The sequence below is a fragment of the Streptococcus infantis genome (assembly GCF_047464415.1).
GTDB classification, from domain to species: domain Bacteria; phylum Bacillota; class Bacilli; order Lactobacillales; family Streptococcaceae; genus Streptococcus; species Streptococcus infantis_AE.
In genome coordinates, this window is the sequence record NZ_JASHBX010000009.1 from 98,751 (window position 1) to 112,709 (window position 13,959).

A 13,959-nucleotide genomic window follows, 5' to 3' on the forward strand; every position below is an offset into this window, starting at 1 on the left:
CTAATAGGTTATTAAATCATGAATGAACTTGAAACACCTTCTACTCATGAAATTTTGAGAGATTTAGAAGCTAATATTTTCACTTTTGTTAAGAGCAAGGAAATAGAAGTTTATTTTCAACTTTCTAATCTATACAGACTTTTAACAGCCGAAAGCTATCAAGCATTTTCTAAGGATAAAGAGAATCTTGATAAACTATCTCAAAAAGAAAAACAAAAGCAACTCAAAGAGTGGTCTAAAAAGGCAAAACCATTTTGTAAAAAAACAGATGCTAAATTAAAAGGTAAATTTCGCTCATCGGTCGGATTTTACAGGGATATCCTCATCCATAAAAAAAGGTATTATAAAATAAAAGACTTCAATGCTATTGTTGATTTTATCGTGCAAGAAAAATTGCTAGTCCCTACATTAGCTCCACTTCCTGTCATAGATATGACTCAAGTAGAATCCTATGCTTTACAAGAGATTGAGCAGGGTCCCCTAAAATTAAAAAAATAAACCTATATCAAGTCCGTCTTCTCACGGTAACTAAAATAATCAGAATGTGAAACAATGAGATGGTCCAATAAGACCAAACCCATTAATTCGCAGGCTTCTTTAACAAGTTTTGTAACATGGTCATCATTTCTACTTGGCATAACAGCACCAGATGGATGATTATGAACCAGAATCACGGATGTTGCCATATGCTTTAAGGCATAGTGGAGAATTTCCCTTGGTTCCGCAATACTTCTAGTAGCAGATCCAATAAAAATGGTTTGCTGATGAATAATTTGATTTTGTGTATTCAGATAGAGCGCCACTAGGTGCTCTTGTTTTTTATCTCCCAGTTCTTGTTGCATCTTTTTAGCCAATCTTTGACTACTCAGAATGCTCTCTGCCTCAATGGTTTCATGTTTGTGAATACGACTTCCAAGCTCAATCATTGCTTGCAATTCAATAGCTTTTACTCTCCCAATTCCCGATAAACTCTGCAGTTCTTGCAAGGTCATTTTTTTTAACTCAGTTAAACTGTTCAATTGAGACAATACTTTCTGTGCAATTTCAAAAACAGTAGATTGACGAGTTCCTGTTCGTAATAAAATGGCTAGTAATTCCTGATTGCTCAAACTCTCTACTCCTTCTGTCACCAAGCGTTCCCTTGGCAAGAGCGAATCTTCTTGAAATGAAATACTGTACATAAAAATCCTCCTCACTTTATTATTCGTGAGAAGGATGCTTAATTCAATAAAAACTAGTTATTTTTAGATTTTTTCAAGCGCTAGTCGCAAATCTTCAATCAAATCATCGACATTTTCAAGACCGATTGAGAGACGGATTTGATTTTTAGTTACTCCTGCTGCTTCTAAATCAGAGTCTGACAACTGAGCATGTGTTGTAGTTGCGGGATGAACTACCAATGATTTTGCATCTGCTACATTAGCTAAGTTTGAAAAGATTTCCAAGTTGTCAATCACCTTACGAGCTTCTGCTTCTCCACCTTTAACATGGAAGGTAAAGATTGATCCAACACCTTTTGGTAAGTATTTTTCAGCCAAGACATGGTAAGGACTATCTGGAAGTTTTGGATAGTTGACCTTTTCAACCTTTGGATGGTTTACAAGGAAATCTACGATTTTCTCAGCATTTTGAACATGGCGTTCAACACGAAGAGAAAGAGTTTCAAGACCTTGTAAGAGCAAGAATGAGTTAAATGGTGATAGCGCAGCTCCCATATCGCGAAGCAATTGCACGCGAGCAGCCACGATAAAAGCTGCAGCACCAACATCACGGGTATAACTGATATTATGGTAACTTGGGTCCTCATCGACCAATTGAGGGAATTTCCCTGAAGCAGACCAGTCAAACTTACCACTATCAACGATGACACCACCAATTGTTGTACCGTGACCGCCGATAAACTTAGTTGCTGAGTGAACTGCGATGTCTACACCATGTGAAAAGACATTGATAAGATAAGGTGTAGCAAAAGTATTGTCTGCGACCAAAGGAATCTGATGTTTGTGAGCAATTTCAGCGATTTTTTCGATATCTGGAATGTTGATAACTGGATTACCCAAGGTTTCAATCAAAACAAGTTTGGTATTATCTCCAATAGCTGCTTCTACTTCTTCAAGATTATCAATATCAACAAAAGTTGTGGTGATTCCATAGCGAGGAAGGGTTTCTTTCAAGAGATTAAAAGTACCACCATAAATGGTTGAAGCTGCAACCACGTGGTCTCCTGCGTGAGCCAGTCCTAAAATTGTGTAGGTAAGAGCTGCCATCCCAGAAGCAGTTGCAAGTGCACCAACACCGCCTTCCAGTGCTGCGATACGCTCTTCAAAAGCTGATGTTGTTGGATTGGTAATACGAGTATAGATATTTCCAGCTTTTTGAAGGGCAAAAAGTTCTGCACCTTCTTGTGTATCATCAAATACAAAAGACGTTGTTTGGTAAATTGGAACAGCACGAGACTTAGTAGTAGCATCTACCACTTGACCTGCATGCAATTGCAGAGTTTCAAATTTAAATTCACGAGTCATATTTAGACCTCCAAAGATTTCATTAGGTTCATTGTATCACCTATTGGAATAGGTTACAAATACAACTTTGTTATATCTTGGCATAAGAAATAGCTATGGCTACTTCTATTTACTTTGTCTTAAATTAGAATTGTAGAACTTTTTTCAGATAGTTTAAAAAGTTTGTATTCACTTCTCCTATACTTTATAATGTTTAGAAAGGAGAAAACTATGTCAGAAATTACACATGAAATTGATGCAAACTTTGCTGGCCGTTTAAATATCTTGCGTGCTGGTGTGCTGGGAGCTAATGATGGAATCATCTCTATCGCTGGAGTTGTTATTGGGGTTGCCAGTGCGACTAACAATATCTGGATTATCTTCCTCTCAGGATTGGCTGCTATTCTTGCTGGTGCCTTTTCTATGGCTGGTGGCGAGTATGTATCCGTATCTACTCAAAAAGACACGGAGGAAGCCGCTGTAGCCCGCGAACAACTACTTTTGGATAAAGATATGGAAGCTGCTAAAAAATCACTCTACGCAGCCTATCTTCAAAATGGTGAGTGTGAAACATCAGCCCAACTCTTAACCAACAAGGCATTTCTTAAAAACCCTCTCAAAGCCTTAGTTGAGGAAAAGTACGGAATCGAGTATGAGGAATTCACTAATCCCTGGCATGCTGCTGCATCTAGCTTCATTGCCTTTGTCCTCGGAAGTCTCCCGCCAATGCTTTCAATAACCATCTTCCCAAGTGACTATCGAATCCCTGCTACTGTCTTTATCGTAGCGATTTCTCTATTAGTTACCGGCTACACCAGTGCAAAACTTGGAAAAGCTCCAACAAAAACAGCTATGATTCGTAACCTCTGTATCGGTTTGTTGACCATGGGAGTTACCTATCTATTGGGACAGTTGTTTAGTATTTAATACTCAATGAAAATCAAATTCAAACCACGTCAGCTTCGCCTTGCCTTACTCAAGTACAGCCTGCGGCTCGCTTCCTAGTTTGCTCTTTGATTTTCATTGAGTATAAGTTAAAAATTGATGCTGAGCAACAACTAGCTTTAAAATAAAACCACACAGTGATTTCAAGCTTGAATAGCATCAAGCCGAAAGAAATACTGTGTGGTTTTTGAATAGTAGATCTTTTAGAGTCTAAACTATTGGCCAATTTTGCTAGATTTATAGTCATGAAGGTGAATCCTAACTCTGTTTAAATGGCTTGTTTGCCTCAAATATGAACTCTTCGCAGGAAAAAAACAATCTTTACTCTACATTATCACAGTTAATTTGAACGAATTTACTTACAGAGAACACTTGAAGAACATAAGTCAACAGTGCATCTTCATAAACATAGTTGGATGAAATCTAGGGCAACTAGTATGAGAATTTTTCTATAGAAACATTTGACTTGGGATACTGTCAACAAATAAACAAATCATTTAATATTCATGAGTTGTTAGAATATAACAGAACAGAATTACTTCCAAACTCAACTGATTTATGTTATAACCTGTAAACATTATCAGGATTTTCTAAGTATTTTTGTTACTGTAATTATAAACCATGACATGAGAAAGTGATTCTTTCATAAAATACTGGTACTGAACCTCTGAAATATCAAATGAGGCAACAACTGCTCAATTATTGATAAACATAAATTGATGATGCGATGGACCTAACTTTGTATGCACATGATACATATAAGTAAACTGAATGTCATTGTTTTCTTCAGGACTATTTGTAAGTTTTATCAACTAAAAAGCGCGATTATCAAGATAAGATATTAGAATTAAAAATTGACTTTTTTCTATCAAAACAGGCAAATAAATCGCAATCACTTACTTTTTTCTTTAAAAGATTCATATAATTTTTTATATAACTCCTTTATATCTTTTTTCTGAGAATTCAACTCTTCTTTACCATAGTCAAAATTTGCTACTACAAATCCCTCGTCATCATTAGAAAAAGTAAAAAATTCTATTTCAATGAGTTTATTATGCTTAGAGTCCTCTATAGTGTCTCCTAAATTATTATTAAATTGCTTCACTTCTTCTTCACGAACTCCGAACCCCATAGCAGCTCCATTTGCAATGATGTTTGAAAACACTTCTTCTGAAGACGCTACTTCTTTCACAGTTATGAAGTATGTGGCCTCTTCTGTTTCTACTTGTCTCACTTTATTCCATTTTTCTGTATCACTAGAAGAAACCGTATAAACTGTTAACTCCAGTGTTGGTTTATTGGTATTTTCTTTTATGATCATTTGTTTTCCAAAGAAGAAAATAGCAAGTAGTCCAGCTACAAAGATCAAAGCGATATAAATTATCTTTTTCATACATTATCCCCTATATCTTTCATATCAATGATCACATCAACTTTGTTATAGACAGCTGGATCGTGAGTCGCTATAATAACATATTTTTCTTCATCTCTTTCATTTAATAATAAACGAATGATTTCTTTTCCAATCTCACCATCTAAAGCTCCTGTGGGTTCATCTGCTAAGATAATTTTACGTGGTTTCATTAACATTCTGGCAATAGCTACACGTTGAGCCTGCCCTCCAGACAATTCATATATTTTTTGATGTAAATAGTCGCTTGACAGTCCTACTTTTTCAAGTACATCAGTTATTATTTTTTTGTCTTTAGTGATAAGTTTCAGATTATCATATACTGTTTTGTTTTCGATTAAAGAATAATTCTGAAATACATATCCAACAGTATTTTTAAAGAAGGTTCTTTCTTTTATCTTCCAAATATCCTGTTTATCAACTAAAACGTTCCCACTATCAATTTTTTCTAATCTTCCTATAATATTAAGAAGAGTACTCTTACCAGAGCCAGAACCTCCAATCAATGCATAGCTTTTTCCAGATTCAAATTTTAAATTTAAGTCTGTAAAAATCTTTTTTGATCCAAAACTTTTTGAAACGTTCAAAAGGTCAATTGTCATGTTTCATCTCCTTTTAAAATTTTAGTGTAGCTTTCAGATAATTTTCTAAAACTCATTATGATTGACAACATCAAAACTAGTATAGAAGCAAGACCAATATACAGCAACTCTATTTGACCTGTCATAAGAAATGTAAATAGGATAACCATTGTAATAATAATCATAAAATACTTGAGACTTGAAATTGCTATATATGTTTTTGACAGACCCAAAATGATTTTTTTCACATATTCATTCTGTTTTAGGGCAATATAAAGTTGGACATATTGATAAATGAGTATAAAGACAATACTGTAAATTATCTTCTGCAAGATTTGTGAAAGTAGAATTTGGTGCTCTAAGGACAGGATCTTTAATTTCACAATTTGATAAACATCTACTGGATTCATTGAAACATTCAACTGGGTAGCCATCTCATTTATTTTCTTTACCGCCTCAGGACTAAAAAGAGACTTATTAGTTATATTACTAGCCAAAGTAAACTTGTTGTTTTCGATCATTTTGTCTGTATCTAACACAACAACAATGTTATCTTTACTATCTGCTAGACTTGCCATTGGTAAAATATCTTTATTTTTATGATCGATATCAGCATCCTCATTGAAATAAAAAATTTTATTACCATCAGGAATTATTTGTACTGCAAGCTCTTCTTTTGTATAGTTTGTTCCAATAAATTGTTCTGCTACAACTGTATTCTCAATGGATTTCTGGTTTTCTTTCCATTTTTCAGGAATATAGATGGTTGCTATCTTATTATCTAAAAGATGATAGTTTGTTCCATTCACTTTATTTTGTAGGTTAGCACCTGCTTGATTGATATAAATCAACTCTTTATTTATTTCTGGATTCGTTATTCCGTCATTTTCTAATTGTTTAGAAAAGTCTTCTAAAGCATGAGATGTTTTCATAAAATCTGGAACATAGGCCGAGGATCGTTCTATATATAAATAATCTAAGTTTTTTAAGGAAGCAGCTATCTGTAGATACTGACCATCCGAATCACTTACTTCTCCATTTTTAGCAGAGTTATTTTCAATTCCAAGGAACTCAATCCTTCTCCAGTCTTTTACTGTGTCCCATGGTACTAAATTCTGTATCTGGATGTTGATACTGGATTGACTACTCTTTGTTTCTTGTAAAAAAATTCCTGATACAACGATAATAATCGAAATAATGGCAAGCCATACGACAAAAATAAGCTTGTTTTTCGCCTTGTTTTTGATAATTTCAATGGGCTTTTCAATCTGAATCGTCAACCAAAATAAAACAAAGGTAATGAGATCAATGATTTGAAATAATATAAAATTCGTTAAAAGCAGAGAGAAAAATAACTTAGAACTATAGGTTAAGAAACCATTTCCCAAAAAAGAACTGTAAAAAACCATCAATAAAGCCATCATAATCAGTTCAAAAATAAGAGAAATGCCATACTCTCTTCTTAGATCGTATACAGGCAATCCCAAAGAACGTCGTATCACTCCCTCTTTAATCTGCCTCGTTCTAACTACAAATAACACAACTAATAAAGTTAAGTAAATTGAACTCATTAACAGTATTCTTAAAGTTCCAGTGAATTGTAACATTCCTCCTATATACCAAGGATAAGACATATATACTGTTTGCAGCCCTGTCATCGTAAGTGGTTTCAAAGTGTCTACATCCATTTTCCCAAGGGTGTAATACATCCCTATTATCGGTACTGACTTTAACTGTTCACTGTTTTCATCATCGAAATTTACATACTTAAACTGACCCGAACTCTGAACGATTGGCTTGTAAATGATAACTTTTTCCGTTTTTGATAAGTCACGAAGCATTTCGTATATTTCGTTATTAGAAAGATTGCTTTTCCCTTGAATAGAAAAAGCACCATCAATTGGTAAAGGTATGGGGGTTTCAGTATCACTGATAGTGACCAAACCAATTGCAGCAATCAAACAAAAGAAGAATCCAATGATACATAATTTTAATTTCATAAGCACTTACCATATTACAAAAGACCCCATCTTATAATCGGGTCTCTTGTTTTCATAAATTATTTTTAAAATCTATAATAATCCCAATATGCATTTAATCGAATATCGCTCCAAGATTTTTTTGCACTTGAATATGCCCATCCATAATCTTTTTTATCGTAAGCTTTAACGGTTCCCCAATAATTCGTTACTGAAGATTTTGAACCAATATTATCTGGAGAACTAACAAAGTAATTTGAATAACCATAGCTATTATCTACACCATACTGCCATACATCAATAATCGGATATGGAGCAGGGTGTGCTGTAGTTGCACTAACAACACTAGCTGCAGAAGCAAAGCTAAAACTTAAAACACTTGCAGCTAGAAAAACAAAGATTTTCTTATTAATTCTTTTTTTCATTTTACTTCTCCTTGAATTAAAATATTTTATAAAACTCTGTACTAATCCTCTTTTAGTAACTCCGTATTACTTTAATATGAATTGATAATATTTAGGTTTTTAATCACCGTTATGGTATCTAGAATCGTTATAATATTTCATAACTATCCCTCCTTTTTGAAATTGAACACATTTCGGTGTAAGTGTTTACATTTTTTATTTTAGTACTTTTTTTGAGGTTTGTCAAGTGTTTTTAAATATATTTTTTTGGAAAATAGGGATATCTATAAAGTAAGAATTTGTAAAACAAACTCATAACCCCCATGTTCTTCAGTAAATGAATATGGTTATGGTACAATTAAAAATGAGAATTCAATCGTAATTATTTCTATATTAAGATCCTTAAAATACATCTTATACCTCTTTCTTATTGGAATAAGAGATTGTCTCTAACAGAAAATGTAACTAACAAATGGTATTTTTGAAATACAAAACCTAAGATTCCACAAGGAAAACTTGTTACCTCTTATTTTTTATGGTAGTTGTGTTTATTCCATTTAGAAATAGCTGACATCGAGTTGATTTGTCAAGAATGACAAGAATATTGAGTACTGTTGATTTAGCATAACCAAACTTACCCATGATGGCAAGGTAGTAACCTTTTTCTACAGTCAATAGATGTTTTTCAGAGATTCTACTGGATTGTTTTGAAAACGAGTTTTAGAAATCCTTTGAACGTATTTTAAATTCAAAAGGTCATGATAGACACCTTCTTTATATCCTGTTAATTGATATCGATCCTGCATAATGGTACTATCAAGCTTAAAATGTTCGGTCTCTTTTGAAGTTGGTTTACTGATTTTCTTTATTTACAATTTTTTTAATATTTTTCTCCCTTATCTTACTGTTATAAGTGTACTCTAAAAAATGAGACCATTCCATAACATAACTTTACAAAAGAGACTTTTAATCTTACATTTTTGTAAGATTGACATATTTTTTTAAAATTTTACTACTATTAGTTTGTCATAATTTTTTAAGAAAAACAAAACCCCTTGATACTACAAGGGATTAATTCTCTAATGATCAATAAAATGATTTACCAAAACCAACCTTCGTCATCATTGATAGGCTGGGCTTCTTTGATCTTGCGTGGGCCTGTTCCATACATTTCAGCTTCGATGTCTTCTTTTGTTGGTAGGATCGAAGCTAGGATAATGTAGATAATAATTCCGAGTCCAAAGTTTGCGATTGTAAAGATTGCAAAAAGGAAACGAACTAGTGTTACATCAAGATTCCACTTATCAGATAGACCTGCAAGTACACCTGATACCATACGATTTCTTCTCATTTTATAAAATTTTGTATTCATAATTTATTCCTCTTTCGGATTTCTTAATCTTAGTATAGCACTAAGCTAAATTTACTACATCAGTCCTTAGGCCGATTTAACAAGAGGAGCTTTCCACGACAAAGACCACAACGATAACGCTTGGTATCGATTTTTCGCTTTCTTTGATAGATTTGCTGACAAGTCTGACAAGTATAGACTAAGTTTTGCTTTTGATTGGCACTTGATAAGGGAGGAACAAAGCGAAGTCCGTCTACCTCTTTTAAAAGTTGCTTAAAGGCTAAATCCTTATGCTGATAGCCCTTGCCTTCAAAGTAAAGATGGTAATGGCAGAGCTCATGACGAACAATTTTACGAAAAACCTCTAAACCAAGTTCTTGATATACTTTGGGATTGAAATCCAAATGACCATCTTTTGGGAAAAATCGCCCACCTGTCGACCGTAGACGAGTATTCCACTGAGCTTGATGTTTGAAAGGTTTTCCAAAATCTTCTAAAGAGACCTGTTTAACGTAATCAGTTAGATTCATTTGGAGCTAGGAGCGACAGATTCACTTTTTCGCGGTCAGCATCGATTTTCTTCACCCAAACGGTTACCAAATCACCGACCGATACTACTTGACTTGGATGTTTAATAAATTTCTTGCTCATGTGAGAGATATGAATGAGACCGTCCTCATGGATACCGATATCAACAAAGGCACCGAAGTCAACGACGTTGCGCACAACTCCTTCAAGCTTCTGTCCGACTTTCAAGTCTTTGATATCCAAGACATCCTGACGAAGGACTGGAGCATCAAAAGAATCCCGGAAATCACGACCTGGTCTGAGAAGGTCTGCGATAATATCTTTAAGTGTTTCTTGACCGAGTTCTAGCTCTTGAGCCATTTCTTTGATAGAGACAGATTTGAGTTTTGCTTTCGCTTCTTCATTTAGGTCTTTAATATCCAAGCGTTTTAAGAGTTCCTTGACCGCAGTATAGTTTTCAGGGTGAACTCCTGTATTGTCAAGGATATTAGAACTTTCAGGGATACGGAGGAAGCCAGCAGCTTGCTCAAAGGCCTTAGCACCTAGGCGAGGAACTTTCTTGATTTGGGCGCGTGAAGTGATTTTACCTTCTTCTTCACGATACTTAACGATATTTTCAGAGATGGTTTTGTTTAGTCCTGCGACATGTGAAAGAAGAGCTGGACTCGCTGTGTTGACATTGACACCGACTTGGTTTACTACAATATCTACAACAAAATCCAGACTTTCAGACAGTTTCTTCTGACTAACGTCATGCTGATATTGACCGACACCGATGGATTTAGGATCGATTTTAACCAATTCAGCAAGAGGATCTTGCAAGCGACGAGCGATTGAGATTGCCGAACGTTTTTCAACGGTTAGTTCTGGAAACTCCTGACGGGCAAGTTCACTAGCAGAGTATACAGATGCACCGCTCTCATTAACAATGACATAGCTGACTTCTGGAAAATCCTTGAGCACTTCGGCGACAAAAGCTTCACTTTCACGACTAGCAGTTCCATTTCCGATAGCAATGATTTCAACGCCGTATTGGCCAATTAAATCTGCTAAATCACGTTTAGCTTCTTCAATCTGACGAGCTGAAGCTGGTTTGACTGGATAAATGACTTGCGTTGTCAGCATCTTACTAGTCACATCAACGACCGCAAGCTTAGCCCCTGTACGAAAGGCTGGGTCAAAACCTAGAACCACGCGCCCTTTTAGCGGTGCTACCAGAAGGAGATTACGAAGGTTTTCTGAGAAGAGTTGAATAGCTCCTTCTTCTGCCTTCTCTGTTAACTCTGTACGGATACGGCGCTCAATAGCTGGCAGTACCTTCTTCTTAACAGATTGCTGAATAACTTCTTCAATATAGGCATTTTTAACCTTAAAACGAGCAGCAAAGAAGGATTGAATACGTTCAACTGCATGCTCAAAACCAATCTTCAAGATGCCTAACTTCTCACCACGATTAAGGGCAAGAGTACGATATCCCTGCATGTTAGCAACCGTCTCTGAGAAATCGTAATAAATCTGAAAGACTTGCTTCTCATCCAAACTTTCGTCCTTGACTTGTGAAGTAATCTTAGAATGTCTAAGAACTTCTTGATAAGTCATCGAACGCAAATTGACATCCTCAGAGAGAGCTTCAACCAAAATATCAACTGCCCCAGATAAGGCCTCTTGGGGCGTAGCAAATCCTTCACAGACAAATGCTTCTGCTTCTTTTTCTAGGTCAGAAACATTCTGTAGGATTAGACGAGCAAGTGGGAAGAGTCCCGCCTCACGCGCAATTGTCGCCTTGGTGCGACGTTTTTCTTTATAAGGAAGATAGAGTTCTTCAACATCCGCAAGTTTTTCAGCAGCTAAGATGGCTTCTTCTAACTCTTTGGTCAACTTACCTTGCTCTTTGATTTTTGCTAAAACTGCTTCCTTACGGTCATTGAGGTTGGTAAGACTTTTATCAAGGTCGATAATAGCTTTAATAGCCACCTCATCCAAACTACCAGTCATGTCTTTCCGATAACGAGCGATAAAGGGAATGGTTGCTCCTTCTGCTGTCAAAGACAAGACCGTATCAATTTGCTTTAAGGTTACACCCAAATCTTGGGAAATTTTTTCATATTTTTTATCCATGAAACTATTATACCATAAGGAAGAAAGCTTGTTTTCATTAATGTCACAGTTAGCTTGGTATTTGTTGAAGATAAAAATTCATTTGTATTGTCAATTTAAAATTAAACCTTTTGGCTGAAATAATAGTATAATAGAGGAAACAATAAGAATCGAGGTATGCCTTATGGCTGTTAAATTTACAAAAACTGATGACTTAGATAAGATGTTCGAAGAGTTCGCTAAACTTCCTGATTTAAAGCAAGTGACATTTCCAGATGACAAAGAAAAGAAAGATAAAGCAGAAAAGAAAAAATAGATGACACTCTTTCAAAGTCTACCTTCTAGTGTGTTACAAGCTGGCGCTATCTTTTTATCAATCATCATTGAAGCCCTACCATTTGTCTTAATTGGTAGTATTATCTCAGGTGCTATTGAAGTCTATGTGACTCCTGAAAAAGTATATAGATTTCTCCCTAAAAATCGTTTGGGGAGGATCTTTTTTGGTACCTTCATAGGGTTTCTCTTTCCCTCTTGTGAGTGTGGAATTGTTCCTATCATTAATCGTTTCTTAGAGAAGAAGGTTCCAAGCTATACAGCTGTTCCCTTTCTAGTAACCGCTCCTATCATCAATCCTATCGTACTCTTTGCGACCTATTCAGCCTTTGGTAATTCATTTAAAATGGTCTTACTCCGCGCTTTAGGTTCGATTCTTGTTGCTACTATATTGGGTATCTTACTTGGATTTTTCTGGGAAGGATCGATTCAAAAGGAAAATAGGCTGGCTTGTCATGAACATGATTTTTCTCACTTGACCAAAGGTCAGAAACTTCTTCAGGTCTTTATCCAAGCTATTGATGAATTCTTTGATATGGGACGTTACTTGGTTTTTGGCTGTATTTTTGCTAGCATAGTCCAAGTCTATGTACCAACTCGGATCCTGACTTCTATCAGCGCAACACCTCTACTTGCAATCGTTCTCTTGATGGTCTTATCCTTCCTTCTATCACTTTGTAGTGAAGCGGATGCCTTTATTGGCTCTTCGTTGCTCTCTAGTTTCGGATTTGCGCCAGTCCTTGCCTTTCTGGTTATTGGACCAATGCTTGATGTCAAAAACCTACTCATGATGAAGAATTATCTTAAAACTCGCTTTATTTGGCAGTTCATGACCATTGTGAATCTTGTTGTTCTTGTCTATTCTTATCTAGTCGGGGTGATGCTATGATACGATTTCTTATTTTGATTAGTTATTTTTTCTTAACCCTTTATCTACACCTATCTGGTAAGCTCAATCAATATCTAAACCTCCACTACTCTTATTTGGCTTATATCACCATGGTTCTATCTTTGTTACTAGCCATTGTACAAGCCTATATTTGCTTCAAGCGTTTGAAAGAACACAGTCACTTACATAAGTTTTCTGCCAAGCTTGCTAGTTTTGTCCTCCTAAGTTTACCTTTGTTAGTTGGATTTACATTTCCAACTGTCGAGCTAGATTCGCAAACAGTATCGGCAAAAGGATATTATTTTCCTCTGTCAGAAGGAACTGACAAGGCAATCCAAGCAAGTGAAGGAACGAGCAGTCAGTATCTTAAACCAGATACGAGTAGGTTTTATTCACACACAGCTTATGTAGACACTGTCCGTAAGAGTGCTGATAAGTACTTAGCTCAATCTAGTATTGTCATCACCGATGAGAATTACTTGGAAGTCATGGAAGCACTTTATGATTATCCAAATGAATTTGAAGGCAAGGAAATCGAGTTCACAGGCTTTGTCTACAATGATCCGAATCACGCTAATAGTCAATTTGTTTTTCGTTTCGGTATTATGCACTGCATCGCTGATTCGGGAGTTTTCGGCCTCTTGACCACAGGAAATACCAATCGTTATGAGAATAACACATGGGTGAGAGTCAAAGGAAAGATTAGCAATCGCTATCACAAGGAACTTAACCAAGTCCTCCCAACCCTCGAGGTACAGTCTTTCATCAAAGTGGACAAACCAGAGAATCCTTATGTTTACAAAGAATTTTGGCTCTTTGTCAACTGTAGTGGGTTGAATAAAAAGCTAACATCTGGAGAGGACAACGATTGTCCTCTCCATTTTTATATTCAGAGCGATGAAAATTCGTTTCTTAAAGTTATCAAAGTTCCTAAAAC

Annotated in this window: 13 protein-coding genes and 3 pseudogenes; 5 read left to right on the plus strand and 11 right to left on the minus strand. The window is 35.6% G+C overall.

The genetic code is table 11. The features are described from left to right. Positions 1–18 precede the first annotated feature (18 nt). Positions 19–498, plus strand: a complete 480-nt coding sequence (locus QM460_RS06800; protein ID WP_414289622.1) for a hypothetical protein — start codon at positions 19–21, stop codon at positions 496–498. A 2-nt stretch (positions 499–500) separates the two neighbouring features. Here the strand turns inward: QM460_RS06800 and radC are convergent, their stop codons facing one another. Both radC and QM460_RS06810 read right to left on the minus strand, forming a co-directional pair. Then, a complete protein-coding gene (gene radC / locus QM460_RS06805) occupies positions 501–1,181 on the minus strand; it encodes a RadC family protein (protein ID WP_000286951.1) in 681 nt (226 codons plus the stop codon). A gap of 63 nt (positions 1,182–1,244) precedes the next feature. Continuing rightward, positions 1,245–2,525: an O-acetylhomoserine aminocarboxypropyltransferase/cysteine synthase family protein gene (locus tag QM460_RS06810; protein WP_045762954.1), complete on the minus strand. Its 1,281-nt coding sequence runs from the start codon at positions 2,523–2,525 to the stop codon at positions 1,245–1,247. A 210-nt stretch (positions 2,526–2,735) separates the two neighbouring features. On the opposite strand from QM460_RS06810, the gene QM460_RS06815 reads away from it, so the two are divergent. Next, a complete protein-coding gene (locus QM460_RS06815; protein WP_045762955.1) occupies positions 2,736–3,431 on the plus strand; it encodes a VIT family protein in 696 nt (231 codons plus the stop codon). Between the two features lie 49 nt (positions 3,432–3,480). On the opposite strand, the pseudogene QM460_RS06820 reads toward QM460_RS06815, so the two are convergent. From QM460_RS06820 to QM460_RS06860, 9 genes and pseudogenes are all read right to left on the minus strand, one after another. Further along, positions 3,481–3,777 (minus strand): annotated as a pseudogene (locus QM460_RS06820) (hypothetical protein); the annotation flags it as partial. Between the two features lie 564 nt (positions 3,778–4,341). After that, positions 4,342–4,842 carry a hypothetical protein gene (locus QM460_RS06825; RefSeq protein WP_045762956.1) on the minus strand — a complete coding sequence of 167 codons (501 nt, stop codon included), beginning with the start codon at positions 4,840–4,842 and terminating at the stop codon, positions 4,342–4,344. Then, positions 4,839–5,462, minus strand: coding sequence for an ATP-binding cassette domain-containing protein (locus QM460_RS06830; protein WP_045762957.1), 624 nt, complete (start codon positions 5,460–5,462; stop codon positions 4,839–4,841). Before QM460_RS06830 ends, QM460_RS06825 begins: the two co-directional genes overlap by 4 nt. Further along, positions 5,459–7,441: a hypothetical protein gene (locus tag QM460_RS06835; protein ID WP_045762958.1), complete on the minus strand. Its 1,983-nt coding sequence runs from the start codon at positions 7,439–7,441 to the stop codon at positions 5,459–5,461. The genes QM460_RS06830 and QM460_RS06835 overlap by 4 nt, the downstream gene beginning before the upstream one ends. Positions 7,442–7,506: 65 nt before the next feature. Continuing rightward, positions 7,507–7,845, minus strand: coding sequence for a hypothetical protein (locus QM460_RS06840; RefSeq protein WP_045762959.1), 339 nt, complete (start codon positions 7,843–7,845; stop codon positions 7,507–7,509). 415 nt (positions 7,846–8,260) lie between these two features. Beyond that, a pseudogene (locus tag QM460_RS06845) lies at positions 8,261–8,630 on the minus strand (ATP-binding cassette domain-containing protein); the annotation flags it as partial. A gap of 293 nt (positions 8,631–8,923) precedes the next feature. Beyond that, positions 8,924–9,196, minus strand: a complete 273-nt coding sequence (locus tag QM460_RS06850; protein WP_045762960.1) for a PspC domain-containing protein — start codon at positions 9,194–9,196, stop codon at positions 8,924–8,926. A gap of 59 nt (positions 9,197–9,255) precedes the next feature. Next, positions 9,256–9,705 (minus strand): SprT family protein, encoded by a 450-nt coding sequence (locus QM460_RS06855; protein WP_045762961.1) that lies wholly within the window; start codon positions 9,703–9,705, stop codon positions 9,256–9,258. Then, positions 9,692–11,821 (minus strand): Tex family protein, encoded by a 2,130-nt coding sequence (locus QM460_RS06860; RefSeq protein WP_045762962.1) that lies wholly within the window; start codon positions 11,819–11,821, stop codon positions 9,692–9,694. Before QM460_RS06860 ends, QM460_RS06855 begins: the two co-directional genes overlap by 14 nt. A gap of 163 nt (positions 11,822–11,984) precedes the next feature. Between QM460_RS06860 and QM460_RS06865 the strand changes: the two genes are divergently transcribed. From QM460_RS06865 to QM460_RS06875, 3 genes and pseudogenes are all read left to right on the plus strand, one after another. After that, on the plus strand, positions 11,985–12,116 hold the full coding sequence (locus QM460_RS06865) for an SPJ_0845 family protein (RefSeq protein WP_000268695.1): 132 nt from the start codon (positions 11,985–11,987) through the stop codon (positions 12,114–12,116). Beyond that, the gene (locus QM460_RS06870) at positions 12,117–13,022 is read left to right on the plus strand and encodes a permease (RefSeq protein WP_045762963.1); all 906 of its coding nucleotides are present in this window, start codon (positions 12,117–12,119) and stop codon (positions 13,020–13,022) included. It begins immediately after the preceding gene. Further along, positions 13,019–13,831: pseudogene (locus QM460_RS06875) on the plus strand (TIGR03943 family putative permease subunit); the annotation flags it as partial. The gene QM460_RS06870 and the pseudogene QM460_RS06875, both read left to right, overlap by 4 nt. Positions 13,832–13,959 lie beyond the last annotated feature (128 nt).

Excerpts from the sequence above, each read along its gene's own strand:
- QM460_RS06800 (WP_414289622.1), top strand. The coding sequence starts at position 19 with ATGAATGAACTTGAAACACCTTCTACTCATGAAATTTTGAGAGATTTA.
- radC (WP_000286951.1), bottom strand. The coding sequence starts at position 1,181 with ATGTACAGTATTTCATTTCAAGAAGATTCGCTCTTGCCAAGGGAACGC.
- QM460_RS06810 (WP_045762954.1), bottom strand. The coding sequence starts at position 2,525 with ATGACTCGTGAATTTAAATTTGAAACTCTGCAATTGCATGCAGGTCAA.
- QM460_RS06815 (WP_045762955.1), top strand. The coding sequence starts at position 2,736 with ATGTCAGAAATTACACATGAAATTGATGCAAACTTTGCTGGCCGTTTA.
- QM460_RS06825 (WP_045762956.1), bottom strand. The coding sequence starts at position 4,842 with ATGAAAAAGATAATTTATATCGCTTTGATCTTTGTAGCTGGACTACTT.
- QM460_RS06830 (WP_045762957.1), bottom strand. The coding sequence starts at position 5,462 with ATGACAATTGACCTTTTGAACGTTTCAAAAAGTTTTGGATCAAAAAAG.
- QM460_RS06835 (WP_045762958.1), bottom strand. The coding sequence starts at position 7,441 with ATGAAATTAAAATTATGTATCATTGGATTCTTCTTTTGTTTGATTGCT.
- QM460_RS06840 (WP_045762959.1), bottom strand. The coding sequence starts at position 7,845 with ATGAAAAAAAGAATTAATAAGAAAATCTTTGTTTTTCTAGCTGCAAGT.
- QM460_RS06850 (WP_045762960.1), bottom strand. The coding sequence starts at position 9,196 with ATGAATACAAAATTTTATAAAATGAGAAGAAATCGTATGGTATCAGGT.
- QM460_RS06855 (WP_045762961.1), bottom strand. The coding sequence starts at position 9,705 with ATGAATCTAACTGATTACGTTAAACAGGTCTCTTTAGAAGATTTTGGA.
- QM460_RS06860 (WP_045762962.1), bottom strand. The coding sequence starts at position 11,821 with ATGGATAAAAAATATGAAAAAATTTCCCAAGATTTGGGTGTAACCTTA.
- QM460_RS06865 (WP_000268695.1), top strand. The coding sequence starts at position 11,985 with ATGGCTGTTAAATTTACAAAAACTGATGACTTAGATAAGATGTTCGAA.
- QM460_RS06870 (WP_045762963.1), top strand. The coding sequence starts at position 12,117 with ATGACACTCTTTCAAAGTCTACCTTCTAGTGTGTTACAAGCTGGCGCT.